The organism is Sandaracinobacteroides hominis, from assembly GCF_016464365.1.
Taxonomy (GTDB): Bacteria; Pseudomonadota; Alphaproteobacteria; order Sphingomonadales; family Sphingomonadaceae; genus Sandaracinobacteroides; species Sandaracinobacteroides hominis.
Window position 1 is genome coordinate 1 of record NZ_JADCUC010000007.1, and the last position, 23,962, is coordinate 23,962.

Here is a 23,962-nt window from a genome sequence, read left to right on the forward strand (position 1 = left end):
AGGGCCAGCAAGCGGATGCCATCCTCGCCGATAAAGCCTATGACAGTAATGGCTTACGCGAGACGATCGCTCAGATGGAGGCGCAGGCGGTGATACCGTCCAAGCGCAATCGCAAAGTCTTCATCCCGCATGACATCGAACTCTACAAGCAGCGCAATCGAATCGAGCGATGCCTCGGCCGCCTCAAGCATTTCCGCCGTTTCGCTACCCGCTACGATCGACGAACCATCCACTTCACCGGCTTCATTCACCTCGCCGCAGCAATGATCTGGTTACGATGAATGTCGATCCGGCCTAGCTTCGACACTACCAGCACCGCCCCCGTCACCTTCGCCCTTTGCAGCGCCGCGGTGAGCTGCTGCCTGTCATTCCGCTTCCCGCTCTCCACCTCCACAAACTCCCCGAGGATGGTGAAGTCTCTCGACTGGCAGAGGGAGCGGACAGCCGCCTGCTGCGCCTCCAGCCCCAAGCCGGACTTTCCTTGGGCGGCTGTCGAGACGCGATAGTAGGCAATGACACGACACATGGGTGAGCTCCTACAAGATGTCGTAACGTTCGTTTGGACATTTTGTAGGGGCTGCGGGAAGTCTCTGAGAAGCCCCTCAGGACTCGGCTGGACTCAGCCGGGACTCGGTTCATCGCATTGGCACGATGGACCAATTGAAGGTTCCGTTAACGAGATATTTAGGCTGCAAAATCCGTAGCATAGGCTGGAAACCGCAATGGAGCGGCATAGGAGCCAGTGCATGTTGAATAGCGATTGCGTCACAGTCGACGAAGATGAAGCCATCCTTGCCGAGGCACGCGCCGGATGGGCTCGCAGACATCCCGAGGAGTCCGCAAGGAAAGCCGCAAGGGAGGCTGAACGGGCCGCCCAAGCCGAAGCAGACCGCCTCAAGACCCCGGAGCAACGTCGACAGGAAGTTGCCGGGAAGCGGGCGGAGGCAACGGCGGCCCTAGCGAATGGGATTGCAGCGTGCATTGCACTCGGTATGCCGGCCGACTGCCCCGACCCGCTGGGATGGATATGGGGCCACGAGGAGGCGGCGTATCAGGCGAAAGAGATGATGCTCGAAGCCGACCACTTCGACGATGAAGCTGCCGCATGGGAGGCATGGGCAGCGGAGGTCGCGTAGGACCGCGCGAAGGCTGATCGATGGGCCTCGGCTGGCATCTGGCCGGGGCCTTCCTCCTCAACCACAGCCAAGGAAAACGGGGCCTCAATCATTCACGGACTCAGGCGCGACCCCCGGTATGGGGGTAGCAGGCGTGACCGCCCCCTCGTATACCCGCCCGCGGAAATCTGCGACAAATCTGATGGCCTGCCCCGTGGACCATTGCACAGCGCGGAATGCCTATGTTCGTGTTTTGTTCTCCAAGAGTGAGCCCTAATCGACGTTCGGTTTCCGGCATTAGAAATGGGGCTGAGCGAGAGGTCGGAACGTGGCTAGAGCAACCCGTTTGAGGATGACCTGCGGCCCTTACGCTTCTGAGTAATGGCGTAGGGTGCCCGGCAGGCCACCGGAGGGCATCCTCCTCCTTGATGTCCTGCATGGAAGTATGTGCTTCATGGCGGCGGCAGTCCGTCCATCACTTCTGCTTCCACCTTGGGGGAAGACCATCCCGCCAGCACTGGATAGGGGCCGGGGCGTCCCAGCCTCTCCAAGGCGACGGAATAGGTGAGGAGCATAGCCCATCCAAGCAGCCGTTCGGCAGAACGTGGAACTATGAAGCTGTCATGCACCGGCAGGCAGCAAATCCCCGCTTTTCGGAAGTGCCTGAGGATAGTTTCGGCGATGACGCTATCGATATGCTGAAGCTCAACTTCTCGCGCGCTGCGGAACCAGTTGCCGATGGGCGCGTGGGCAAGCTCGATCTGCGCCAGCAGCTCCTTAAAGCTGAGGCCCTGCGGTAGCGCCTTGGCGGCCCCTGCCGGGGTCTTCAGGTGCATGCCGGGGGTGATGTTGATGAGCTGATTGAGCGCGGTCTTGACCAAGTTCCGTTGGGCAACCCCTTTCATCCCCGGAAAGGCGTATGGGTCGTCCATCGGCCCCAAGGGCTGGCCGGACATCTGGTAGCAAAGTCGGGGATGGAGAGCACGGAAATCCAGCTCGATGACCGCCTCCCCGTCAATCAGCAGGTGGCGGCGCTTTGCCTTTGGCAACTCCTGCCACCAACCGCCGTAGAAGCGTCCAACGTGCGTCCAACAGGCATTGTTGAACACGCGATAGAGGCGGACGGGGTCCGCGACGGCTGACAATCCCTTCGACTTTCCGAGCCCCTTACGCCCTGCCGGGGCCAGTTCGACGCGGAAGGAGTTGAGGAAGGTGTTCAGCTCTCGAACTTCGCGCTCCATCCGTCGGGTGGCATCGGTGGGCGGATAGTCCAGGAGCGGCTTTGAACCGCCCCGACTCTCTGCCGGCCCTTTCAGGCGTATCAGCGGGGTCCAGTCGGCATGGCCGAGGTTCTCGGGACGAACACCGCCACGGCCCTCCAAGAGCCGCTGAAGGGCCGCTGTGGCCTTAATGCGGGGCTGCTTGCCTCTGCCCTTGCCAAACGTCTTCACCCGGCGGTCAAGGAAGCCGTCCACCTGTTCGGCCAACCCCTGTGCCACCAGCCAGTCCGCCACGGTTCGCGCGGTATGCGCGGTGACGAGGGCATGGGCGTAAGCCTCCGAAGGCCCATAGCTGTTGTTGTCGCGCGAGTAATAACCCCACCGGCCCTTATCGGCCCTGCGGAGGGCGTAGAGTCCCAACAGCATCGACCCGAGGGTTTCCCGCAGGCGTTCCCGGTCGGCGCTCCTGAGGGCTCTCTGGCGGCCCTGTGAGGCCTCAATCTGGCCGGTCAGCTCATCGAGTGCAGCGGGCCATCCCGCAGCCTTGCTGGCGCGGTCCCAAGGGAGCGGAAAGGCGTTCTCGATGAGCGAACGATCGGGCGTGGACGTTACTTCCCCTTCCTCCTCACTCATCGTTCGCCACCTTCAGGTGGGATAGGTCGAGACCGGCGAACCGGACCCTCGCCAGCGGCTCGGCAAAGTCGGACATGACATAACCGCTCCCATAACTGGCGGCGCTGCCACCATCATCTCGCCCGGCCAACCCCAGGCCAATAGGTGTTTTGTGAAGACCTGCACGGCGCAGCGCATCCTCAAAGTTATGCCTGAAGGAATGCAGCGATAGGTTCCGTCCCTGCATCTGGTAGGCGTTGATTTTCTTTCCGAACCAGACGCCCAGGTTATAGCCGATCTGCCCGCGCGCCTTGTCCTTCTGGTCGGGAAACAGAAGGGCGTCGGCAGGAGCATGTTGTCGGCGATGCTCGACATATTGCCCGAAGCCCAGTTCCAGAACCGACGGATGGACAGGCACCACGCGGCGGCTAGCCCTGTTCTTCAGGTTGCGAATATCATTGTCGCGGATGTGGAGGGAAAGGATGCCTTCAATCTCCACCACATCCCGCATCTGAAGGCCCACAAGCTCGCCCCGCCTAGCACCCTGAAAGAGCCCCAGAAGGGGAACCCAGAAACGCCCCGGCAGGGCCATGTCAGGCGTTGCGGGGGCAGTCCAAGGCTCAGAAGTGAATAGGTGTTGCAGTTGCTCCGTAGTGAAGGGGTCTCGCCTGTCCTCGTCCGCCACGTCGTCCGCGACCGCCAGCTTCAGGAACAAGTTGGTCGGGGTCCATCCCTCCTGCATCGCCCATGCGAACACCGCCATGATGTGCACGAGATAGCCGCCGTTCATGGTCTTTGCCGTCACAGTCGGCAGCTCCAGTCGCTCAGCCTTCTCGACGGCTTGCGGGACGGGCAAGCCCTCCAGTGCCTTGAGCTTTCCCAGGTTGCGAGGAAGCCGCTTTACCAGCCCCTGAACCTTGCGGGCGTCGTCGCGCGTGAGGGTCGCAACCTCGCGGTCCCCGAGGCTATCCCGCAAGAGCCTTCGGACGGGCGAGAAGGCCGACTTCGACGACTCGCTCCATCCGCCGGTCTTGGCCGCCTCATAGGCATCCAGCAGGTCTGTTACGGTCTTCTTGGGCTTCCCTGAGGCCGCGACGATCTCGCCGATCTCCTCGGCCTTGAAGGGCGGCGCTGGCTGGCCCTGAAGGCGCGCTATGGTCTGCCGCAGGGCCTCCATCCGGGCCAGCATCGCCAGCCTCTCCAGCTCCGTCCTGCTGGGGCTGTCCTCGGGGACCGGCAGCCCCTCCCGCTCTATCAAGCCGTTCACCGACTGCCGGACAGTCTGATAGTCCTCCCTGCCGAACGCGGCTTCTCGATAGGCGAGGTCGTCGCTGAGGCCGGTTATCGTCTTTCGCTGGCTCTCGACCCCATCCACCTTGTTGGCGGCGTAGAATGCCAGGACATCGGCATAGTGGGCCGCTGCCAGCCGCAGGATTTCAGCCCTGCTCATGTCGCGCTGGGTGCTGTCCGCTAGCCTGTCGCGGGCCTGCTGCACCAATCGCTCATATTCACCGGCAATGACGGGTATCAGCGCCTGAGCTTTGCGCTTGTCACCTTCCCCGGTGGAGCGGGTGAACTCACCCTTCAGCAGTTCCGCAACGTCTTGCGGCCAACGCTTCCGCACCTGCCACAGAGTCGAGCCCTTGCGCTGGCTGAGTTTGAACACCTCTTTGCCCTTCTTGTGGTGCACGGTTGTGTAGCAATCCACTCGATAACGCGTTGAGGTGTAACGATTTCTGGACGTTAGGGGAAAATGGTGCCCAGGGACGGGATCGAACCGCCGACACTGCGATTTTCAATCGCATGCTCTACCAACTGAGCTACCTAGGCACGGGAGCGGCGCTATGGCGCAAGCCGCGGGGCGGGTCAACCGTCTTCGCCTTCTTCCGCTGCAGGTCGGCCCGGAACGACATAGCGTTCGTCCAGCCAGGCGATCAGGTCGCGGTCGCGGCAGGCGGCCGAGCAGAAAGGCGCGTGGGCCTTCACGCTGGGCTTGCGGCAGATGGGGCAGCGCGGATCGGCGGGGCTTCGGGCTTCAGGCATCGCCCGCCTCTGCACCGGAATCGGGCGTCAGCTCAACCGCGCGGTGCGTCCGGGCGGCCAGTTCCGCGATCAGGTGCGGCCGGGCGCTAAGCCATTTTTCCGCCGCCGCAGGCGCTCGCAGCAGCAGCGGCCCGGTTGCCCTGTCACCCAGCGCCGCGGCCAGGATCGCCACCGCCTGCGTCCCGGCGCGGTCGATTCGGGCCCGCTCCAGGATCGACGGCCCGATTCGCGGCCGAACCACCTGCATCAGCCCGAAGCCGTTGATCGCCGTGCGTTCAAAGCTGAGCTTGCCCATGGCCTTGTCGAACCCGTCCGCCGCGGCCGCGCGTTCGTCCTTGTCGGCGGCCGGCACATCGATGACGATGCTGCCGCCCAGCCCCCACAGCCGGATCGCGCGCGCCAGCTGCGCCAGCGCCGGCCGGGCGAGCGAAATGCCATGTCCGTCCACATCCACGGCCGTAAAGGCCGGCGTCGCCTCGAACAGCAGGCTGCCGGTGTCAAAACGCAGAAGCCCCAGTTGCGCCGCCTCAAACGCATCGTCCCACTGGCCGGCAACATCGGCGGGCCAGCCGGGCAGGCGCCGCGCCCCCCGCGCCGCCAGCGCCGATTCCAGCCCGGGCGCCGGCCATGGCGCCAGTTGCGTGGGCCGCGCCTTCGCCAGCCGGTCGCGGCCCGTCTCCCGCCAGGCGGCCCGAACCACCTCCACCGTCACGGTCGCCCCCTCAGTGGCGCCCGCCGGCCACGGCTGCACGAGCAGTTCCTGCCCGTCCGCTTCCGCGATGCCGCGCGTCCCCAGCTTCTTCACCAGTCGCGCTTGCACGCGGGCACCGGCTGCCAACCCGTCGCCGTCGCGGGCGATGTGCATTTCCACCAGCCGCCCGCCTTCGAACAGCGCGGCCCGGGTCTCGCCGATCAGCTCGGCCAGATAGAGGTCAGCCAAGGAGACCCGCCGTCGCCAGCATCGCCCGCGTTTCCGCCAGCGGCAGGCCCATGATCCCGGAAAAGCTGCCCTGCATCCACAGCACATGCGCTTCGAAACGACCCTGGATGGCATAGCCGCCCGCCTTGCCGCGCCATTCGTCGCTGGCGATATAGGCATGGATGTCGGCCGCGCTCAGCCGATCGACGCGGACGATGGAGATGCTGGTGCGGTGGCGGGCAACACCCCGCGCATCCACCACGGTGACGGCGGTCAGCACGCGATGCCGCCGCCCGGACATCAGCTGCAAACACTCCCGCGCCGTCAGCTCATCCTCGGCCTTGGGCAGGATGCGCAGCCCCACCGCCACCAGCGTATCGGCGGCCAGCACGATGCGGCCGGGATGGCGGGCTGCAACCACCGCGGCCTTCTCCGCAGCCAGCCGCGCTACATGCGGCTCGGGCCGCTCGCCCTTTCGCACCGATTCGTCGATGTCGGCCGGGTCTATCCCTGCCGGCAGCACGCCGATCCGGCCCAGCAATTCCTGCCGCCGTGGCGAGGCAGACGCGAGAACCAGCCCCTCTACAGCCAAGAAATGATGCCCCCATGCGGATGCCCGATGGCGAGCAGCCGGTCCTCGCCGCCGGGCCACAGCGTCAGCCGCAGCGTCGGCGGCTCGCCGGCGCCCGGGTGTTCCTGCTCGAAGCGCAGCCAGGCGAGCGGCGCCTCGTCCGTCGCCACCTCCCCCATCCGCTGCAGGTGCCCGGCGATACGCTGCTGATCGGCGGCAGAGAAATACTGCAGCGCAATCGAGTGGAACACGGTGGTCACAACGCCCTTGCGCGGCGTCGCCCGCTCCTCGCAGAAATCCGCCGCATTGCCGGCCACAATCTCCGCCGGTTCCTCTGAAAAGATCGTCATCGCCAGCGCCATCCGCTCCAGCCGCTGCAGCTGGTCGGGCCAGACATAGGCGAGCATGCGCGAGCGCCCCATCCAATCGGAGATATCGGGCGGGTTGAGATCGACGCCGATCCTGCTTTCGATCTCCACCTGTGCAACCGGCGGATCGCCGCCCATCCACTCCGGCGCCAGCAGCAGCAGGCTGTCGGTGTCGCCGGCGGAAACATTACCCAGCCGATAATTGTAGCGGTCCGGAATGAGGTTCAACCCGGCGCTGCAGCCCAGCTCCAGCAGCGCCAGCGGCAGGCCGGTCTCGGCCGCAATGGTCAGGAAACCGCACATCAGCACTGCCGAGCGCGCGACTTCATTGGTCTGCGGCGGGCTCTCCAGCCAGCGCAGCAGGCCCGGCTGCGCCAGTTCCCGTTCCAGCACCGGCCAGAGCGTCTCCGGGTTCGGATCGGCGGGGGGATAGAGGGCTGCAAGCTCCGGCGCATCGGCGCCGCGCACCCGGCCATGTAGGGCGCCGGTAACGCGCAGCGAAAGCGCGTCGTCGTTCATGTTGCCCGGCCAATGCTCCAGCCGCTGGCCCAGCGGCGACGCGGAATCCAGCCGGTCGGCCATCAGGTCCAGCAGCATCGCCGTAAAGGGCGAGCCGAGCGCACGGCACCATCCCGCCTGCCAGCGGAAATGGGCGCGGAAGGGAGAAGCAGCCGAAGCATCCTCCCCCTGCGCCATCACTTGAATCGGTAGGTGATCCGACCCTTGGTAAGGTCGTAAGGGGTCAGTTCGACCAGCACTTCGTCGCCGGTCAGCACGCGGATGCGGTTCTTGCGCATCTTGCCGGCCGTGTGGCCGAGGATTTCGTGGTCGTTTTCAAGCCGGACCCGGAACATGGCGTTGGGCAACAGCTCCACCACCGTTCCGCGCATTTCGAGCAGTTCTTCTTTCGGCATAGGCGAACAGGCAGACCTTGAACGGAGAGAGCCCCACGAAAGGGGCGGAAATCGGGCGGGGAAATGCCCAAAATATCGGAACTTTGCAAGTCGGCACCGATTCTGTCGGATTTGTGCAAGCCCGTCGGCGGCGTCTAGCCTAGATCGGCGCCGTCGGAATAGCGAAGGGTGTGCAGGGTGTTGAAGCCGGTGCTGATCGGATTTCTGTTGGGGCTGATGCTGGTGGGCTATGCCCGGCTGTCATCGCCGGCGGACGACTCAGGACCGCAGCTGACGGGCACCAATGCCGAGGACATGCGGCGCGGTGCGGCCTTCCGGCATGTGTCCGCCGATCCGGATTGCGGCAGCTGGCTGCGGCCGCCCCATATCCTCGCCTAGGATTTCAGCCCGAAGATATCGGCCATCCGGTAGCGGCCCGGTTTCTGCGACGAGAGCCATCGGGCCGCCTTTACCGCCCCGCGCGCGAAGATCTCCCGGCTTTCCGCGACATGGCCCAGCTCCAGCCGCTCGCCCTCGCCCGCCAGGATCACCTTGTGCTCGCCCGCCGCCGAGCCGCCACGCAGCGAGGCGAAGCCGATGCCGCCGGCACGCCGTGCCCCGCTGGTGGATGTGTGCGGCGGGATCATCAGTTCGTCCAGCCGCTTGCCGCGCCCGCGTGCGGCGGCTTCGCCCAGATAGAGCGCCGTGCCGGAGGGGGCATCGACCTTGTGCTTGTGGTGCAGCTCGACGATCTCGATGTCCCAGCCCGTGTCCAGTGCTCGCGCCGCCTGCTCCACCAGCTCGGCAAGCAGGGTAACGCCCAGCGCCGTGTTGGCGGCCTGCAACACCGGGATGGAGCGCGCCGCCTTGTCGATGGCGGCCTGGTTGTCGGGGCCGAGCCCGGTGGTGCCGATGACGATCGCCGCCTTGCCATCCATCGCCGCGCGCAGATTCTCGTCGAGCGCGGACGGGCTGGTGAAATCGATCAGCACATCGGCCTTGTGGGCAACGGGTGCCGCATTGGCGCACACCACCAGCCCCTCGCCGATGACGCTGCCGCAGATCGGATGGCCAGGGCGCTCCACGCCGCCCGCCAGCCGGGTATCCGGCTCTGCCTGCACCTCGGAAATGATGGCCTGACCCATGCGGCCCCCCGCCCCCAGCACGCCTATCTTGATCATGTCCTGCGCTCCTTGAAGGGAAACAGGTGCGACAAGTGCGAGGGCTTGGCAAGCTGAGCTTGCGAGTGATTTCCGGCCATGCTCAATAGCCGGCCATGAAAAATCTGCTTGGCTGCGCCGCCCTTCTCGCCCTCGCCATTCCCGCACATGCCGCAGAGGAGCGCTATTCGATCCTCTTCAGCGGCCGAAACACCGGCTCGCTGGTGGCGGACGACGCGAACGGCACGACGAAAATCGCCTATGACTACAAGAACAACGGGCGCGGCCCCACCATCAATGAAACGGTAACGGTCGATGCCGCCGGTCTTCCCACCGCATGGCGTGTCACCGGCAGCACCACCTTCGGCAGCAAGGTAGACGAGAGCTTTGCGAAGACTGGCAATACCGCCGCCTGGACCGACGCCACCGGCCCCGGCAAGGCGACGCTGACCGGCCCCGCCCTGTACGTGGCGCAGAGCGCCAGCCCCTGGGCGTTGGGCCTTTATGCCCGCGCACTGGACAAGGCCGGCGGCAAGCTGGCGGCGCTGCCCGGCGGCGAGCTGAAGCTGGACAGCCTTGGCCCGGTCAGCCTGAAGTCGGCGGCGGGCACGGTGGATACCACAGCCTACACGCTCTCCGGAATTGATCTCGATCGGCAGACCATCTTCCTCGATGGGAACAAGCGCCTCGTCGCCTTCGCGACGCCCGAGTTCATCGTGGTGCAGCAGGGGCTGGAGGGCGAGGAGGCCCGGCTGCGCGGCATGGTAGCCGAGTGGGACACGAAGCGGCTGACCGACACCGTGCAGAAGATCGCCCACAAGCCTGCAGGCAATTTGCGCATCACCAACGTCCGCGTCTTCGATCCGGCAAAGCTGGCGCTTTCCGCACCCGCCTCGGTGCTGGTGAAGGGCAACCGCATCGCCTCCATCGACGCGCCGGGGGCGACGGCTGCCGGCGAAACGGTTATCGACGGCAAGGGCGGCACCATCGTCGCCGGCTTCAACGAGATGCACGCCCACCTCGGCCAGTCCGACGCGCTCCTGAACCTTGTCGCGGGCATCACCACCGTGCGCGACATGGGCAATGATGACCCCGTGCTGGACAAGCTGGTGGCCCGCATCGAATCCGGCGAACTGGCCGGCCCGCGCGTGGTGCGCTCCGCCTTCATCGAGGGCAAGAGCAAGACCAACGCGCAGGCGACCGTGGTGGTGGACAATGAGGCCGACGCGGTGAAGGCGGTGCAGAACGCCGCAAAGCAGGGCGTTTTCCAGATCAAGATCTACACCAGCATCAATCCGGCCTGGGTGCCGGCGATGGTGAAGGAAGCGCACGCTCATGGTCTGCGTGTCGCCGGCCATGTGCCGGCCTTCACCACCACCGACGACATGATCCTGGCCGGCTATGACGAGATCACCCATTCCAACCAGCTGATGCTGAACTGGGTGCTGCAACCCGGAGACGACACCCGCACGCTGCTGCGCATCACGGCGCTGAAGCGCTTTGCCGATTATGATCTGGACAGCCCGGCGGCGCAGAAGACGCTGGGCCTGATGGCGTCGAAACATATCGCGCATGATCCGACGCTGGTGATCATGGAGCACGCCACGCGCGGCCGAAAGGGCAGCTTTGCCCCCGGCACCGTCGACTGGGCGCCGCACATGCCCACCGGCACCCAGCGAGACCTGAAGCAGCCAATGCTGGATATCGCCACGCCCGAGGACGATCGCGCCTATTTCAAGGCTTTCGACACCACGCTGGAAACGATGAAGCGCCTGAACAAGTCGGGCGTGCTGATCGTGCCCGGCACCGACATGGGCGGCAGTTTCTGGTATCACCGCGAGCTGGAGCTCTACACGGCCTTCCTCAGCAACGCCGAAGTGCTGAAGCGCGCGACGCTGGACAGCTCGAAGCATCTGAAGCGCGACGCCGACTATGGCTCGGTAACGCCGGGCAAGGTCGCCGATTTCATGCTGCTGCCCGGCGATCCGGTGCAGGACATCAAGGCGATCAAGTCCATCGCCATGGTCGTGAAGGACGGCACCGTCTATTTCCCGACCGAAGCCTATGAAGCGATGGGCATCAAGCCGTTTGCGGCAGCGCCGAGTGTCGCGGGGGCCGGGTTCAAGACAGCGATGTAGGGCATCGACAATTCTTGCCAAATTTTGCCAAATCTGGCATCGTATGGCCGATGACAACCATGAACATCTCGCTTCCGGACACGCTCAAGGCCTATGTCGACGAGCAGGTCGGGGCACGCGGGTTCGGCACGAGCAGCGAATATGTGCGCGACCTGATCCGCAAGGATCAGGATGTGCAGCGCCTTCGGGAGATGCTGCTGGCAGGCGCCGCTTCGGCTTCCACCTCTCCGGTTGATGCAGCCTATTTCCGGGGTCTTCGGGATCGCACGACACAAGACGCATGAAACAGGGCGCATGAAACAGGGCGCATGAAACAGGGCGCATGAAGCCGGTCAGACCGCGCGCCGCGGCGCGGACAGATATCGACCTTGCGGTTGACCATTACCGGGACGAAGCAGGCGCCGAAATCGCCCTCCGCTTCGTCGATGCGCTGGAGCAGGCCTATACACGCATCGGCGAAACGCCGGCGGCGGGATCCCCCCGCTGGTCGCACGAGCTCAACCTGCCGGGACTGCGCAGTGCCCCGATCAACGGGTTTCCATGGCGTATCTTCTATATGGAGCTGGAAGCCTATGTGGATGTCTGGCGCGTGCTGCACGCCCGGCGGGATATCCCCGGTTGGCTGTCCGACGCGGATGGCCTCTGACGATTGAAGGCGATAACGGCAGGCCAATGAGGGAAATCCGCAACATCGTCATCCTCACCGGCGCAGGCGTTTCCGCTGAATCCGGCGTCCCAACCTTCCGCGGCCCCGACGGCCTGTGGGAAGGCCACCGCGTCGAAGACGTCGCCACCCCGCAAGTCTTCCGCCGCGATCCGGAACTGGTGCAGAGCTTCTACGACCAGCGCCGCGCCGCCCTCGCCCGCGTCCAGCCCAACGCCGCGCACCACGCCCTCGCCAAGCTCGACGCCGAGTGGCCGCACGACCTCCTCCTCGTCACCCAGAACGTCGACGATCTCCACGACCGCGCCGGCTCCAAACGCCTCCTCCACATGCACGGCGAGCTGAAATCCGCCTGGTGCCTCTCCTGCGACCGCCGCACCCCCTGGGATGGCGCCCTCTCCAACGATCCGGCCTGCCCCGCCTGCGGCGCCCGCGGCCACCTCCGCCCCGACATCGTCTGGTTCGGCGAAATGCCCTACGACATGGACCGGATAGACCGCGCCCTCTCCCGCGCCGACCTGTTCGTCTCCATCGGCACCTCCGGCAACGTCTACCCCGCCGCCGGCTTCGTCGATCTCGCCAGCCACGCTGGCGCCCGCACCCTCGAACTCAACCTCGATCCCTCCATGACCAGCCCCCGCTTCGACGAAAGCCGCCTCGGCCCCGCCGGCACGCTGGTGCCGGCGCTGGTGGAGGAACTGCTCAACCCCTGACCATCCGCCGCACCTGCTCCTGCGTTGACAAGCCCGCTCCAAGCCCCTGAAATACCGTGCATCCTCGCGAAAGGCCCCAGATGCGCATCACCCTCGCCCTGCTTCTCGTATCCGCGCCCGCGATGGCGGCCCCCGCTTACGACACGGTCATCAGCGGCGGCACCATCTACGACGGCACCGGCGCCCCGGGCTTCCCCGGCTGGGTGGCGCTGAAAGGCGACAAGGTCGCCGCCGTCGGCAAAGGCAAGGCGCCAGCCGGCACCACGACCATCGACGCCACCGGCAAGGCCGTCGCGCCCGGCTTCATCAACATGCTCAGCTGGGCAACCGAAAGCCTGATGTACGACGGCCGCGGCATGTCCGACCTGAAGCAGGGCGTCACGCTGCAGGTGATGGGCGAGGGCTGGTCCATGGGCCCCTATTCCGAGGCGATGAAAACCACGCTCACCAGGGAGCAGCAGGACTTCAAATATAACATCGACTGGACGACGCTCGGCCAATATCTCGCCAAGCTCGAGAAGATGGGCATTTCCCCCAATGTCGCCAGCTTTGTCGGCGCCACCACCGTGCGCATCCACGAACTCGGCGCCGGAGACGTCGACCCCACCCCCGAGCAGCTCGGCCGCATGGTGAAGCTGGTGAAGCAGGCCATGAACGAAGGCGCCATGGGCGTCGGCTCCAGCCTGATCTATGCGCCGGCAAGCTACGCCGAAACGCCCGAACTCGTCGCCCTGGCCAAGGCGTCGGCCGATTGCGGCGGCAGCTACATCAGCCACATGCGCTCCGAAGGCACCAACATCGAAAAGGCCATCGACGAGCTCATCACCATCTCCCGCGAAAGCGGCGGCCCGGCCGAAATCTACCACCTGAAAATCTCCGGAAAGGAGAATTGGGGCAAGCGCGACGCGATCCTGAAGCAGATCGCCGATGCCAAGGCACAAGGCCTCGATATCCGCGCCAACATGTACATGTATCCGGCAGGCGCCACCGGGCTGGACGCCTCCATGCCCACATGGGTGCAGGCCGGCGGCGACGAGGAATGGGTGAAGCGCCTGAAAGACCCAGCCATCCGCGCCCGAGTCATCGCCGAAATGCGCGGCAAGCCCGTCGGCTGGGAAAATCTGGCGCAAGGCTCCGGCGGTCCGGAAAACGTCCTCTTCATCGGCTTCCGCAACGAGAAGCTGCGTCCCCTCATCGGCAAGACGCTGGCCGAAGTCATGAAAATGCGCGGCACCAGCGCCGAAGACACGATCATCGACCTCGTCATCGAAGACGAAAGCCGGGTCGACACCGTCTATTTCATGATGTCCGAGGACAATGTGAAGGCCTTCGCCGGCACCCCCTGGGTAACGCTCGGCTCAGACGCCGAGGCCTCCGCCCCCGAAGGCCTGTTCCTGAAAAGCAGCACCCATCCGCGCGCCTACGGCAATGTCGCCCGCTTCCTCGGCAAATATGTGCGCGACGAAAAGGTCGACACCCTCGAAAGCGCCATCCACCGCCTCTCCGGCCTCCCCGCCCAACGCCTGAAACTGGCCGATCGCGGCACACTCGCACCCGGCATGGCAGCCGACGTCGTCGTCTTCGATCCGGCCACCATCGCCGACCGCAACAGCTTCGAAAAACCCATGGTCTATTCCGTCGGCGTCAGCGACGTGCTGGTGAACGGCGTGCAGGTGCTGAAAGGCGGCGAGCCCACGGGTGCCAGGCCGGGCCGGTTCGTGAAGGGACCGGGTTATGGGAAATGCCCGGCCTAGGAAGCGAGAAACCAGAGGCTCTGCCTCTCCGTCGCCATCAGGCGCGGATTAAACAAGAAACCAAGGGCTCCGCCCTTGGAACCCGGAAGGGGCTTTGGCCCCTTCACCCCATCAGATATTCGTCATCCCAGCGAAAGCTGGGATCTCAGGGCGCAGCCGTCACCGCCGTTCGAGCAAGCGAAAGCTGGCGCCGCAGGCAGTTGATTCATTGCCTGCGGCGCGACGGTCTGCGTGCTTGGATGGTGGCGGGAAATCCGGCCAGGAAACTCACCCTGCGCTCGATTCACTTGAAAAATTAACGAGGGTGCAGGGAAATCATTTGGCGATAGCATCCTTTGCAAACCAGTGACGTGTTCCGCTCTTGGTTCCCGCCCCAAGCCCCGCTCAGGCTGAGCTTGTCGAAGCCCTTGGTTCAAGCCACCCGCTCGGCGAATATCCCGTCGCGTCCCAGGCTTCGACAAGCTCAGCCTGAGCGGGGTCCGGGCGTGATTTCAAGGCCGATAGGTTTGCAAAGACCATGATCGCCAATCATTTCCCTGCTGGGTGCAGGGCAAAGCCCTGCCCGCCGGAGGCCTCTACCTTGCTCCGGCCTGCAAGAAACCCGTGGAACATGTCCAACAAAAATTCGCGCAACATATTAAAACAAAAACACGATTCCAAAATTTGTAGGAATTGTTCCACGTGGAACAACCAATCCGGTCCTCACAGGCCAGCGCGGTCTGCGGCTTCCAGGGCATAGGCTTGCGTGCCCCGTGCAATGACCTTGTCTTCCGCCAGAATGTCGACCGGCCCGATATCCGCCAGATCTTCCAGTTCGGCGTAGAGCGGCGCGAAATCGGTCTCCAGCGTCGTCTTCAGCAGGGCTTCGAAGCTGGGGATGACGAAATAGGCCTGTTGATAGTCGTCGATCCGGTAGCGGGTGCGCAGCACGCGTCTCAGGTCGAAGCCGATGCGGTTCGGGCTGGGATCGTCGAGGGCAAACAGGCTTTCGCCCTTCGAGGAGACGATGCCGGCGCCATAGATGCGCAGCCCCTCCGGGGTGTCGATCAGGCCGAACTCCACCGTGTACCAGTAGAGCCGGGCAAGCTTGTGCAGCGCCCCGAACTGCATGGAGCGCAACCCGCCTTCGCCATAGGCCTGCATATAGTCGGCGAAAACGGGGTTCGCGAGCAGCGGGACATGGCCAAAGACATCGTGGAAGACGTCCGGCTCCTCCAGATAGTCGATCTGCTCGGGCCGGCGCAGAAAATTGCCGGCGACGAAGCGGCGGTTGGCGAGGTGTTCGAAGAACACGTCTTCCGGCACCAGCCCCGGCACGGCGACGACTTCCCAGCCGGTCAGCCGCATCAGCCGTTCGGAGAGGCGGCGGAAATCGGGAATGCCGCCGTCCCCCAGCCCCAGCGAAGTGAGACCGGCCAGGAATTCCGGCGCGGCGCGGCCGGGCAGCAGCTTCGTCTGCCGGGCATAGAGCCGGTCCCACAGCGCATGTTCCGCGGCTGTGAACTGCTCCCAGCGTTGCGGCACCGTCCAGTCGGAAGCGGCGCCTTCAGGTGGTGTGTCTCCCATCTCGCAGAGGATAGCAGATCGTAACCGTTGAGACTATCGTGCCGAACATGATTCGTGCCCTGATCGCCGCTGCAGCGCTTGTCGTTGCCCTTCCCGCTCTCGCGCAAGAGGCGCCCGCCGCTCCGCCCGCGCCTGCACCCGTCGCGCCGGCTGCCACGGCGCCGAAGCCGGCGACGGTGAAAGTGAAGCTGACCACGGCCGAAGGCCCGATCGTGCTGGAGCTGGAAAAGGAACGGGCGCCGATCACCACGGCGAACTTCCTGAAATATGTCGACAGCAAGAAGCTGGACGGCGTCACCTTCTATCGGGCGATGAACTTTCCCGGCCGCCCCGACCTGGGGCTGATCCAGGGCGGCGTGAAGTCTGACCCGAAGCGGGTTTTTCCGCCGATAGCGCATGAACCGACCAGCAAGACCGGCCTCACCCACGACAATGGTGCGATCTCGATGGCGCGCGCCGGGGTTGGCACGGCCAATGCGGACTTCTTCATCATTGTCGGCGGCCTGCCCGGGCTGGACGCGCAGCCGGGCGGCGATCCGGGCTATGCCGTGTTCGGCCATGTCGTCGAGGGAATGGACGTGGTGATGAAAATCCTCGCCGCGCCGACTTCCGCGACCGAGGGCGTCGGCGTGATGAAGGGGCAGATGATCGCCAAGCCCATCCCGATCACGACGGCGCGCCGCACCGATTGATGCAGAACGACCCCGGCGCAGTCTGGGAAGCGGGCGTTCTGCGCTCCGCCCGCTTCGGCGATGTCTATGCGTCGCGGCAGGGGGCTCTGGCGCAGAGCCGGGCAGTGTTTCTGGGCGGCTGCGGCCTGCCGCAACGCTGGGCCGGACGGCGGCGCTTTACCGTGGGCGAGCTGGGCTTTGGCACCGGCCTAAACATGCTGGCGCTGCTGCAGCTGTGGCAGCAGCATCGGCCTGAAGGTGCCACGCTGCACCTGTTCAGCATCGATGGGTTTCCGCTGGCAGCCGCAGACGCCCGGCGGGCGCTGGAGCCTTTCCCGGAACTGGCACAGATCGCCACACCACTGCTGGCCGGCTGGCCGAAGGGCGCGCGCGGCCTGCACCGCATCCGCTGGCCGGAACTCGGCGCCACGCTGGACCTGATGGTCGGCGACGTCGGCGAAGCGCTCGCTGGCTGGGACGGCAAGGCCGACGCGTGGTTCCTCGACGGCTTCTCCCCCGCGAAAAACCCGGAGATGTGGAGCGAGGCCCTGCTGGCGCAGGTGGCAGCCCATACCGCCCCCGGCGGCCGCGCTGCCACATGGAGCGTGGCTGGTGCCGTGCGGCGCGGGCTGGAAGCCGGCGGCTTCGACGTCAGCCGCCAACCTGGCTTCGGGCACAAGTCGGAACGGCTGGAAGCGCGTTTTCCCGGTGTTGCGGCGGAACCCCCGCAGCCGCGCGTTGCCATCATCGGCGCCGGAATCGCCGGTGCGTCGCTCGCCCGCGCCTTCGCCGATTTCGGACTCACAGCTCACATCTTCGCGCAAGGCCCGATGGCATCGGGCAACCCCGCCGCCCTCGTCACCCCCCGCCTCGCAGCCGGCAGCGGCGACGGCGCGGCGCTGCACGCACTGGCCTTCCGCCGCGCCGTGCAACGCATCCGCGAATCCGCGCCCGAAGCGATCATCGCGCAGGGCGTCCGACGCCTGCTCTCCGAAAGTGAAACGGCGCGGGCCGTGGCAACGGTGGAATCCGGCCTTTTCGACGCGGGCAGCCTGACGCTCGATGGCGACGGCATGCGGATGGCGGAGGCGCTGGTCGTCAGCCCGGATCGGTTGCGCGCGGCCTGGTTGCCGGCTGTCGAGGAACGTCGCGTCGAAGCGCTGCCCGAAGGCTTCGATATCCTCGTCGTCGCCGCCGGGATCGAAAGCGCCGCGCTGGCGGGGGTGCACCTGCGCGCCGTGCGCGGGCAGGCGAGTTTTGCCGACCTGCCGATGGAAGCCCCGCCGACCAGCTGGGGCGGCTATCTGATCCCCACCGACACAGGCCTGCTGTTCGGCGCGACCCACGACCGGGGCGATACCGGCTGGGAGGTGCGCGACGCCGACAATGCCCGTAACCTTGAAGGACTGGCGCGCCGCTTCCCCAGGCTCGCCGCCCGCCTTGCCGAAACCCCGCTGTCAGCCGCTGCAGGCGTTCGTGCCGCCACCGGCGATCACCAGCCGCTTGCCGGCGAAGTGCGCGCCGGGCTGTTTGTCCTCACCGGACTTGGAGGTCGCGGCTTCACGCTGGCGCCGCTGCTGGCCGAACATGTCGCAGCGCAGGCGCTCAGCCTTCCGTCACCGCTTTCCCTGCCGATGCAGCGGCTGGTTTCGCCTGCCAGGGCGGGCGTTGCAGGCGCTGCGCTATCCAGTCCATCAGCAGCCGCACCCGCTGCGGCCTGAGCGGGCTGGGCGGGGTCACCAGGAACAGCGCCATTTCCGGCCGCGTCCAATCCGGCAGCAGCGCTTCCAGCCGGCCCGCCGCCAGCTCTTCCCAGACGAGGAAATCCGGCAGCATGGCGATCCCCTCCCCGGCGAGCAGCGCCGGCAGCAGCGCCCCGCCGTTGGTCGTCGCCAGCGGCCCGGAAACCGTGACGCTATAGTCCGAACCGCCCGGCCCCTCGAACTGCCAGACCGACGGGTTCGGCGCGTTCAGATAGCGCATGCACTGGTGCCGCCCAAGGTCTGCGGGATGCGCCGGCCGCCCGGCGCGGTCCAGATAGGCAGGCGCCGCCACCGTCAGCACCTGCACCGCGCACAGCCGCCGCGCGATCAGGCTGGAATCGGCCAGCTTGCCGATCCGCAGCACCAGATCATGGCCGGAAGCGACGATGTCGATGCGGGCATCGTCCAGATAGAGCTCGATCGACAGCCCCGGCCATTTCGCCATGAACTCCGGCAGCAGCGGGGCGATATAGGCCCGCCCGAAATCCAGCGGCGCCGCCACGCGGATGGTCCCCGCCGGCACCTGCGTCGCCTCGCCCAGCCGCTCCTCCATGCGCTGCGCCGCCAGCACCAGCGCCTGCGCCTCGCCCAGCGCCTCCTGCCCCAGCGCCGACAGCGACAGCCGCCGCGAGGTGCGGTGGAACAGCGCCGCCCCCAGCCGTTCCTCCAGTCGGGCTATCGCGCGCGAGACCGTCGGCACCGAAAGCCCCCTTGCGCGGGCGGCTCCGGCGAAGCTCCCGGCCTCGGCTACGGCGACGAACAGAGACCAGGCCTCAAAGTCGGGATCAGTCATTTTCTGAAACGATGCATTACTATCATTGCACTTTTCTAACCCAACCGGTCGCCTATTTGAAGGGACGTTCCCGCAACATGCGGTGACAGGAGAAAGACGATGATCGAAGTTCGCCCCTTTTACACCCTGGGCGCTGCCAACCATGGCTGGCTCGATGCCCGCCATCACTTCAGCTTCGCCAACTATCACAATCCCGGCCGCATGGGCTGGGGCGCGATCCGCGTCTGGAACGACGATACCATCGCCGCCAACTCCGGCTTTCCGCCCCACCCGCACAAGGACATGGAAATCATCACCTATGTCCGCACCGGGGCGATCACCCACGAGGACAGCATGGGCAACCGTGGCCGCACCGCCGCGGGCGACGTGCAGGTGATGAGCGCCGGCACCGGCGTGCGCCACGCGGAGTATAACCTGGAGGATGAAGCCACCACGCTGTTCCAGATCTGGATCATGCCGGAAACGCAGAACGCCGCCCCCGCCTGGGGCGCACGGCCCTTCCCCAAGGGTGATCGCGCCGGGCAGTTCGTGCCGCTTGCCAGCGGCATGGGAGACGCCGACGCGCTGCCGATCCAGACACCCGCCCGGGTGCTGGGCGCAACGCTGAAGGCAGGCACCTCCACCACCTACCGGTTCGAACCGGGCCGCGTGGGCTATATGGTGCCGGCCGAAGGCAAGATCCGCGTCAACGGCGAGGTGGCAAATGCCCGCGACGGCATCGCCATCCGCGACGTGACCGAGCTGACCGTCGAGGCGCTGGAAGACGCCGAGCTGGTGCTGGTGGACGCCCTGAACTGACTGAGTGACGCCGAACTCCGGGCGCGCAGCGCCCGCAAGCGCGACTGCACGCCCGGAGCGAAGCGGAGGAACGTGGGCGGATGCCCACAAGGAAAAAGGAAATGAAATGACCAAGGTTCTGGTTCTCTATTACTCGTCCTACGGCCACCTCGAAACGATGGCCGAAGCCGTGGCCGAAGGCGCTCGCGCCGGCGGCGCCGAAGCAGTCGTGAAGCGCGTTCCCGAACTCGTGCCCGCCGAAGTCGCCAGGGCCAGCCACTTCCAGACCGACCAATCCGCCCCCATCGCCACCGTAGACGAACTGGCAGACTATGACGCCATCATCGTCGGCAGCCCCACCCGCTTCGGCCGCGTCGCCAGCCAGATGGCAAACTTCTGGGACCAGACCGGCGGCCTGTGGTTCCAGGGGAAGCTGATCGGCAAGGTCGGCGCCGCCTTCACCTCCACCGCCAGCCAGCACGGCGGACAGGAAACCACGCTGTTCTCCATCCTCACCACGCTGATGCACCACGGCATGATCATCTCCGGCCTGCCCTACAGCTTCCAGGGCCAGATGCGGAACGACGAAGTCACCGGCGGCTCGCCCTATGGCGCGACGACCATCGCGAATGGGGATGGCAGCCGCCAACCCAGCGCCAACGAGCTGGATGGGGCGCTGTATCTGGGCAAGCATGTGGCCGAGATCGCGGCCAGGCTGAAGGGGTGAAGGTTAAAGCAGGGGGCTCTGCCCCCTGCACCCCCGGCAGGGAAATGATTTCCCTGCACCCTCGAAGTTGGAGTTTGGTCGGGAAGGGTTGGTTTTGCCGTGTGGTCGATTGCCTGCGGCGCCGGGTCGAGTCTGCGCGACCTTTCAGCCATAAACGCCGACCAAACCCGACCTCAGAACCCGCTCAGGCTGAGCTTGTCGAAGCCCGACCCTAGTTAAGTATACTGTCCCCGGAATTCATGTTTGGAATTGACTATGAAACGTGATATTGTTCAGGACAAAATTCGTCAATATTTTGTTTCAATTGGATGGAATAGCGTTGATAACGTGGAGAAGAATCTAATGTATTCTCCAGATATCGGAGAAATAAAGAGATTTTTTTGCCCGCACATTCATCGGCGAAAAGGGCTATTTCAAATATCTGGAAAAATCGGGGTCTACATTCCAAATTTTGAAATGTACTGGGAAAGGGATAATTCCGATCCATCTCAAAAATATCTTCCGATTTTCATGATAATAGGAAATAATAAAACCTATGGAATCCCCCATATTTCAATATTAATGATGAAAACATAGACCATTGGCTATCAAAAATTGCGGTAGAGGTTAATAAAATACCATCTGAATACAGAGGACTTCAATTACAAATTATGGAAGGTAGAATATCTGAAAATCTACTTCATAATTATTACATATCCAATAAGAAAAGTGAAAAAATTATAGACTGGATATTACATAACGGTACAATTTCCTAGTTATATTTATAGTATTCCACTAAATAATTTCGGAATTTGGGTATGAAATATTGCATCTCTGCCACGTCTTTTACCTCATAAATCCAGTCATTGTCCAACTGCCGTTACGACTCCTCATTGGGGTAGCGGCCGGTCCTCGTAATGGCGTCTCGCCGGCCCCTTGAGAGGTTAAAAATATGGATCTTTGGTAACCGTGGTCTGGTGGCCGCCTTGCGCGGTTGTGTGCTGACGGGTTGATGGCTGCTTCTGATGGGAGCGGCGATGGGCGTTGATATCGGTGTCGAGCGGGCGAGTAGTCGTATGAGCAGTCATATGAGTGCTCGGATTGAGGTTGTGGCTGGCCGTCGTCGGTGGACGGTGGAGCAGAAGCTGTCGATGCTGCGGGAATTCCGGGGACAGGGAATTCCGGGGACAGTATACTTAATTCGGGTCGGGCTTCGACAAGCTCAGCCTGAGCGGGCTTTCAGGTGGGTTTGAGGTGGGGTTTGGTCGGCGTTGATGGCTGAAAGGTCGCGCGAAGCAGACTCAGCGCCGCAGGCAATCCAAAAGTCCCCCTCGCCCCAACCCATCCGATCTGCCACTAAACACAGAGGGTGCAGGGAAATCATTTCCCTGCTGGGTGCAGGGCAAAGCCCTGCCCGCCGGAGGCGCCTCTCCGCGCAACTCCTGCTTGCCGCGAGCACCCCGCACGGGCAGACAAGGCAAGGGCTGCAACGGAGGGGCGGTGAAGGCGCGGGCTGAGGCGCAGAGGATCGGGCATCCTGAACGGGTGGTGCCGGTTGCCTTCCTGATCGGGATGGCGATTGGCACCTTGTTGCTGATGCTGCCGGTTTCGCGGGCCGGGGGGATGGCCGGCGAGGGCGGGGCTTCGTTTGTCGTGGCCTTGTTCACGGCGACTTCGGCGATCTGCGTTACCGGGCTTACCGTTGTCGACACGCCCGGTTTCTGGTCGCCTTTCGGGCATGTGGTGATCCTGCTGCTGGCGCAGGCGGGTGGGCTGGGGATCATGACCGGCGCTACCTTGCTGGGGCTGTTGGTGACGCGGCGGATGAAGCTGTCGGGGCAGTTGCTGGCTTCGGCGGAGATGCGCAGCCTGGATCTGGGCGATGTGCGGCATGTGCTGCGGCTGGTGGTGATCACCACCTTCGCGACGGAGGCGGTTTTGGCCTTGTGGCTGGCGCTGCGCTTCTGGGCGCTGGGGCATGGGATTGCGGATGCCCTGTGGCAGGGGCTGTTTCATGCGGTGATGGCGTTTGTGAACGCCGGGTTCAGCACCTTGCCCGAGGGGCTGGCGAGCCATCCGACCGATTTCCTGCTGCTGACGCCGTTGATGATCGGGGTGATTCTGGGCGGCATCGGCTTTCCGGTGCTGTATGAGCTGCATCGCGAGTGGCGGCGGCCGGACGGCTGGTCGATCCACACCAAGCTCACGCTGTGGGGCAGTGTTGCGCTGATCCTGGTCGGCTTTTTCGCTGTTCTGCTGTTTGAGTTCAACAACGCCGCCACGATTGCCGCGCATGGCTGGGGGGAGCGGCTGCTGGGGGCGCTGTTCCATTCGGTGATGACGCGTTCGGGTGGGTTCAACAGCTCTGATACGGCGGCGCTGGGGCCGGATTCGATCCTGATCTCGTCGGGGCTGATGTTCATCGGCGGCGGCAGTGCCTCGACGGCGGGCGGCATTCGGGTGACGACGTTCCTGCTGCTGGGCTTTGTGGTCTGGTCGGAGATTCGCGGCCATCCCGACAGTGTCGCCTTTCGCCGCCGGATCAGCCCGGATGCGCAGCGGCAGGCGCTGGCGATCGTCCTGATGTCGGTGGGGGTCTGTTCGATCGCGATGCTGGCGATTGTCGCCTTTGTGGATGCCCCGGTGGAGCGGGTGATGTTCGAGGTGATTTCGGGCTTTGCGACGGTGGGGCTTTCGACCGGACTTTCCGCCTCCATGCCGCCGGCCGGGCAGCTGATCCTTGTGCTTGTGATGTATATCGGCCGTGTGGGCACCGTCAGCCTTGGCACCGCCATTGCGCTGAAGGTGCGCAACATGCCCTATCGCTACCCGGAGGAGAGACCCATTGTCGGATAAGCAGGGCAGCGCGCCGCCCGTGATGGTGATCGGCCTTGGCCGCTTTGGCAGCTCGGTCGCCCGATCCCTGCAGCGCATGGGGCATGAAGTGCTGGGCATCGACCAGGACATGGAGAATGTGCAGTCACTTTCGGAGGAGCTGACGCATGTGGTGCAGGCCGATGCCAGCAATCCGGTGGCGCTGCGCAAGCTGGGCGCGGGCGACATGGCGCATGCGGTGGTGGGCATTGGGTCCGACATCGAAGCGAGCGTGCTGACGGTGGTGGCGCTGCTGGATGCCGGCTGCAAGGATATCTGGGCGAAGGCGGTGAACGCCAACCATGGCCGCATCCTGGAGCGGGTGGGCGCCAACCATATCATCTATCCCGAGGCGGAGATGGGCGAGCGGGTGGCGCATATGGTGACGGGCAAGATGATCGACTTCATCGAGTTCGACGACGGGTTTGCCATCGTGAAGACGCGGACGCCGCGGATGCTGGCGGGGAAGACGCTGGCAGAGACGGACGTGCGCAAGACGCATGGCATCACCATCGTGGGGGTGAAGCGGCCGCGGGAGCCGTTCATCCAGGCGCTGCCGGAAACGGTGGTCTATATGTCGGATATCCTGATCGTTTCCGGGCCAACGGATGCGGTCGAGGGTTTCGCGAAGCTTAGCTGAGC

Annotated in this window: 26 protein-coding genes and 1 tRNA gene; 15 read left to right on the forward strand and 12 right to left on the reverse strand. The window is 64.7% G+C overall.

The genetic code is table 11. The features are described from left to right. A partial coding sequence (locus tag IM784_RS13960; RefSeq protein WP_199555966.1) for a transposase occupies window positions 1-281 on the forward strand: 281 nt, incomplete at its 5' end. Here IM784_RS13960 and IM784_RS13965 read toward each other — a convergent pair. Next, window positions 248-526: a recombinase family protein gene (locus IM784_RS13965; protein ID WP_199555967.1), complete on the reverse strand. Its 279-nt coding sequence runs from the start codon at window positions 524-526 to the stop codon at window positions 248-250. The two genes, IM784_RS13960 and IM784_RS13965, sit on opposite strands and share 34 nt — an antisense overlap. 220 nt (window positions 527-746) lie before the next feature. On the opposite strand from IM784_RS13965, the gene IM784_RS13970 reads away from it, so the two are divergent. Then, the gene (locus tag IM784_RS13970) at window positions 747-1,136 is read left to right on the forward strand and encodes a hypothetical protein (RefSeq protein WP_199555968.1); all 390 of its coding nucleotides are present in this window, start codon (window positions 747-749) and stop codon (window positions 1,134-1,136) included. Window positions 1,137-1,567: 431 nt separating this feature from the next. On the opposite strand, the gene IM784_RS13975 is transcribed toward IM784_RS13970, so the two are convergent. The 8 genes from IM784_RS13975 to infA form a co-directional block, all read right to left on the reverse strand. Next, a complete protein-coding gene (locus IM784_RS13975) occupies window positions 1,568-2,968 on the reverse strand; it encodes a hypothetical protein (RefSeq protein WP_199555969.1) in 1,401 nt (466 codons plus the stop codon). Beyond that, window positions 2,961-4,637: a site-specific integrase gene (locus IM784_RS13980; protein WP_199555970.1), complete on the reverse strand. Its 1,677-nt coding sequence runs from the start codon at window positions 4,635-4,637 to the stop codon at window positions 2,961-2,963. Before IM784_RS13980 ends, IM784_RS13975 begins: the two co-directional genes overlap by 8 nt. Window positions 4,638-4,701: 64 nt before the next feature. Beyond that, window positions 4,702-4,777 (reverse strand) — tRNA-Phe (locus tag IM784_RS13985). 36 nt (window positions 4,778-4,813) lie between these two features. Then, complete coding sequence (locus IM784_RS13990) at window positions 4,814-4,990, reverse strand: DNA gyrase inhibitor YacG (RefSeq protein ID WP_199555971.1); 177 nt, start codon at window positions 4,988-4,990, stop codon at window positions 4,814-4,816. Then, complete coding sequence (locus IM784_RS13995; RefSeq protein ID WP_199555972.1) at window positions 4,983-5,930, reverse strand: ribonuclease E/G family protein; 948 nt, start codon at window positions 5,928-5,930, stop codon at window positions 4,983-4,985. Before IM784_RS13995 ends, IM784_RS13990 begins: the two co-directional genes overlap by 8 nt. After that, window positions 5,923-6,501: a Maf family protein gene (locus IM784_RS14000; RefSeq protein WP_199555973.1), complete on the reverse strand. Its 579-nt coding sequence runs from the start codon at window positions 6,499-6,501 to the stop codon at window positions 5,923-5,925. Before IM784_RS14000 ends, IM784_RS13995 begins: the two co-directional genes overlap by 8 nt. After that, window positions 6,492-7,544, reverse strand: coding sequence for a DUF2332 domain-containing protein (locus IM784_RS14005; RefSeq protein ID WP_199555974.1), 1,053 nt, complete (start codon window positions 7,542-7,544; stop codon window positions 6,492-6,494). The genes IM784_RS14000 and IM784_RS14005 overlap by 10 nt, the downstream gene beginning before the upstream one ends. Beyond that, window positions 7,544-7,762: a translation initiation factor IF-1 gene (infA, locus tag IM784_RS14010; RefSeq protein ID WP_194744413.1), complete on the reverse strand. Its 219-nt coding sequence runs from the start codon at window positions 7,760-7,762 to the stop codon at window positions 7,544-7,546. Before infA ends, IM784_RS14005 begins: the two co-directional genes overlap by 1 nt. A 177-nt stretch (window positions 7,763-7,939) precedes the next feature. Between infA and IM784_RS14015 the strand changes: the two genes are divergently transcribed. After that, complete coding sequence (locus IM784_RS14015; RefSeq protein WP_199555975.1) at window positions 7,940-8,140, forward strand: hypothetical protein; 201 nt, start codon at window positions 7,940-7,942, stop codon at window positions 8,138-8,140. Here IM784_RS14015 and dapB read toward each other — a convergent pair. After that, window positions 8,137-8,922 (reverse strand): 4-hydroxy-tetrahydrodipicolinate reductase, encoded by a 786-nt coding sequence (gene dapB, locus IM784_RS14020; protein WP_199555976.1) that lies wholly within the window; start codon window positions 8,920-8,922, stop codon window positions 8,137-8,139. The genes IM784_RS14015 and dapB overlap by 4 nt on opposite strands. A gap of 95 nt (window positions 8,923-9,017) precedes the next feature. Here dapB and IM784_RS14025 point away from each other — a divergent pair, with 95 nt between their 5' ends. The 5 genes from IM784_RS14025 (at window position 9,018) to IM784_RS14045 (ending at window position 14,170) form a co-directional block, all read left to right on the forward strand. Continuing rightward, window positions 9,018-11,039: an amidohydrolase family protein gene (locus IM784_RS14025; RefSeq protein ID WP_199555977.1), complete on the forward strand. Its 2,022-nt coding sequence runs from the start codon at window positions 9,018-9,020 to the stop codon at window positions 11,037-11,039. A gap of 59 nt (window positions 11,040-11,098) precedes the next feature. Next, on the forward strand, window positions 11,099-11,323 hold the full coding sequence (locus IM784_RS14030) for a ribbon-helix-helix domain-containing protein (RefSeq protein WP_328799546.1): 225 nt from the start codon (window positions 11,099-11,101) through the stop codon (window positions 11,321-11,323). A gap of 38 nt (window positions 11,324-11,361) precedes the next feature. Continuing rightward, window positions 11,362-11,685: a type II toxin-antitoxin system RelE/ParE family toxin gene (locus tag IM784_RS14035; RefSeq protein ID WP_199555979.1), complete on the forward strand. Its 324-nt coding sequence runs from the start codon at window positions 11,362-11,364 to the stop codon at window positions 11,683-11,685. 26 nt (window positions 11,686-11,711) lie between these two features. Next, window positions 11,712-12,416 (forward strand): NAD-dependent deacylase, encoded by a 705-nt coding sequence (locus IM784_RS14040; protein ID WP_199555980.1) that lies wholly within the window; start codon window positions 11,712-11,714, stop codon window positions 12,414-12,416. Between the two features lie 80 nt (window positions 12,417-12,496). After that, a complete protein-coding gene (locus IM784_RS14045; protein WP_199555981.1) occupies window positions 12,497-14,170 on the forward strand; it encodes an N-acyl-D-amino-acid deacylase family protein in 1,674 nt (557 codons plus the stop codon). A 702-nt stretch (window positions 14,171-14,872) separates the two neighbouring features. On the opposite strand, the gene phhA is transcribed toward IM784_RS14045, so the two are convergent. Then, window positions 14,873-15,736, reverse strand: coding sequence for a phenylalanine 4-monooxygenase (gene phhA, locus IM784_RS14050; RefSeq protein ID WP_199555982.1), 864 nt, complete (start codon window positions 15,734-15,736; stop codon window positions 14,873-14,875). Between the two features lie 47 nt (window positions 15,737-15,783). Here phhA and IM784_RS14055 point away from each other — a divergent pair, with 47 nt between their 5' ends. Continuing rightward, complete coding sequence (locus IM784_RS14055) at window positions 15,784-16,428, forward strand: peptidylprolyl isomerase (RefSeq protein ID WP_199555983.1); 645 nt, start codon at window positions 15,784-15,786, stop codon at window positions 16,426-16,428. After that, window positions 16,428-18,128 (forward strand): tRNA (5-methylaminomethyl-2-thiouridine)(34)-methyltransferase MnmD, encoded by a 1,701-nt coding sequence (mnmD, locus tag IM784_RS14060; protein WP_199555984.1) that lies wholly within the window; start codon window positions 16,428-16,430, stop codon window positions 18,126-18,128. Before IM784_RS14055 ends, mnmD begins: the two co-directional genes overlap by 1 nt. On the opposite strand, the gene IM784_RS14065 is transcribed toward mnmD, so the two are convergent. Next, the gene (locus IM784_RS14065) at window positions 18,013-18,963 is read right to left on the reverse strand and encodes a LysR family transcriptional regulator (protein ID WP_199555985.1); all 951 of its coding nucleotides are present in this window, start codon (window positions 18,961-18,963) and stop codon (window positions 18,013-18,015) included. The two genes, mnmD and IM784_RS14065, sit on opposite strands and share 116 nt — an antisense overlap. 99 nt (window positions 18,964-19,062) lie before the next feature. Here IM784_RS14065 and IM784_RS14070 point away from each other — a divergent pair, with 99 nt between their 5' ends. The 5 genes from IM784_RS14070 (at window position 19,063) to IM784_RS14090 (ending at window position 23,960) form a co-directional block, all read left to right on the forward strand. After that, entirely contained in the window at window positions 19,063-19,761 is a 699-nt protein-coding gene (locus IM784_RS14070; RefSeq protein WP_199555986.1) for a pirin family protein, read from the forward strand. A gap of 106 nt (window positions 19,762-19,867) precedes the next feature. Continuing rightward, a complete protein-coding gene (wrbA, locus tag IM784_RS14075; RefSeq protein ID WP_199555987.1) occupies window positions 19,868-20,467 on the forward strand; it encodes an NAD(P)H:quinone oxidoreductase in 600 nt (199 codons plus the stop codon). Window positions 20,468-20,722: 255 nt separating this feature from the next. Continuing rightward, window positions 20,723-21,043: a hypothetical protein gene (locus tag IM784_RS14080; RefSeq protein WP_199555988.1), complete on the forward strand. Its 321-nt coding sequence runs from the start codon at window positions 20,723-20,725 to the stop codon at window positions 21,041-21,043. Window positions 21,044-21,946: 903 nt separating this feature from the next. Next, window positions 21,947-23,302: a TrkH family potassium uptake protein gene (locus IM784_RS14085; protein ID WP_328799548.1), complete on the forward strand. Its 1,356-nt coding sequence runs from the start codon at window positions 21,947-21,949 to the stop codon at window positions 23,300-23,302. Then, window positions 23,292-23,960, forward strand: coding sequence for a potassium channel family protein (locus IM784_RS14090; protein WP_235977389.1), 669 nt, complete (start codon window positions 23,292-23,294; stop codon window positions 23,958-23,960). The genes IM784_RS14085 and IM784_RS14090 overlap by 11 nt, the downstream gene beginning before the upstream one ends. Window positions 23,961-23,962 lie beyond the last annotated feature (2 nt).

Excerpts from the sequence above, each read along its gene's own strand:
- phhA (WP_199555982.1), bottom strand. The coding sequence starts at position 15,736 with ATGGGAGACACACCACCTGAAGGCGCCGCTTCCGACTGGACGGTGCCG.
- IM784_RS13975 (WP_199555969.1), bottom strand. The coding sequence starts at position 2,968 with ATGAGTGAGGAGGAAGGGGAAGTAACGTCCACGCCCGATCGTTCGCTC.
- IM784_RS14055 (WP_199555983.1), top strand. The coding sequence starts at position 15,784 with ATGATTCGTGCCCTGATCGCCGCTGCAGCGCTTGTCGTTGCCCTTCCC.
- dapB (WP_199555976.1), bottom strand. The coding sequence starts at position 8,922 with ATGATCAAGATAGGCGTGCTGGGGGCGGGGGGCCGCATGGGTCAGGCC.
- infA (WP_194744413.1), bottom strand. The coding sequence starts at position 7,762 with ATGCCGAAAGAAGAACTGCTCGAAATGCGCGGAACGGTGGTGGAGCTG.
- IM784_RS14040 (WP_199555980.1), top strand. The coding sequence starts at position 11,712 with ATGAGGGAAATCCGCAACATCGTCATCCTCACCGGCGCAGGCGTTTCC.
- IM784_RS14025 (WP_199555977.1), top strand. The coding sequence starts at position 9,018 with ATGAAAAATCTGCTTGGCTGCGCCGCCCTTCTCGCCCTCGCCATTCCC.
- IM784_RS13990 (WP_199555971.1), bottom strand. The coding sequence starts at position 4,990 with ATGCCTGAAGCCCGAAGCCCCGCCGATCCGCGCTGCCCCATCTGCCGC.
- IM784_RS14045 (WP_199555981.1), top strand. The coding sequence starts at position 12,497 with ATGCGCATCACCCTCGCCCTGCTTCTCGTATCCGCGCCCGCGATGGCG.
- IM784_RS14030 (WP_328799546.1), top strand. The coding sequence starts at position 11,099 with ATGAACATCTCGCTTCCGGACACGCTCAAGGCCTATGTCGACGAGCAG.
- IM784_RS14065 (WP_199555985.1), bottom strand. The coding sequence starts at position 18,963 with ATGACTGATCCCGACTTTGAGGCCTGGTCTCTGTTCGTCGCCGTAGCC.
- IM784_RS14070 (WP_199555986.1), top strand. The coding sequence starts at position 19,063 with ATGATCGAAGTTCGCCCCTTTTACACCCTGGGCGCTGCCAACCATGGC.
- IM784_RS13965 (WP_199555967.1), bottom strand. The coding sequence starts at position 526 with ATGTGTCGTGTCATTGCCTACTATCGCGTCTCGACAGCCGCCCAAGGA.
- IM784_RS14035 (WP_199555979.1), top strand. The coding sequence starts at position 11,362 with ATGAAGCCGGTCAGACCGCGCGCCGCGGCGCGGACAGATATCGACCTT.
- IM784_RS14005 (WP_199555974.1), bottom strand. The coding sequence starts at position 7,544 with ATGGCGCAGGGGGAGGATGCTTCGGCTGCTTCTCCCTTCCGCGCCCAT.
- IM784_RS14080 (WP_199555988.1), top strand. The coding sequence starts at position 20,723 with ATGAAACGTGATATTGTTCAGGACAAAATTCGTCAATATTTTGTTTCA.
- wrbA (WP_199555987.1), top strand. The coding sequence starts at position 19,868 with ATGACCAAGGTTCTGGTTCTCTATTACTCGTCCTACGGCCACCTCGAA.
- mnmD (WP_199555984.1), top strand. The coding sequence starts at position 16,428 with ATGCAGAACGACCCCGGCGCAGTCTGGGAAGCGGGCGTTCTGCGCTCC.
- IM784_RS13970 (WP_199555968.1), top strand. The coding sequence starts at position 747 with ATGTTGAATAGCGATTGCGTCACAGTCGACGAAGATGAAGCCATCCTT.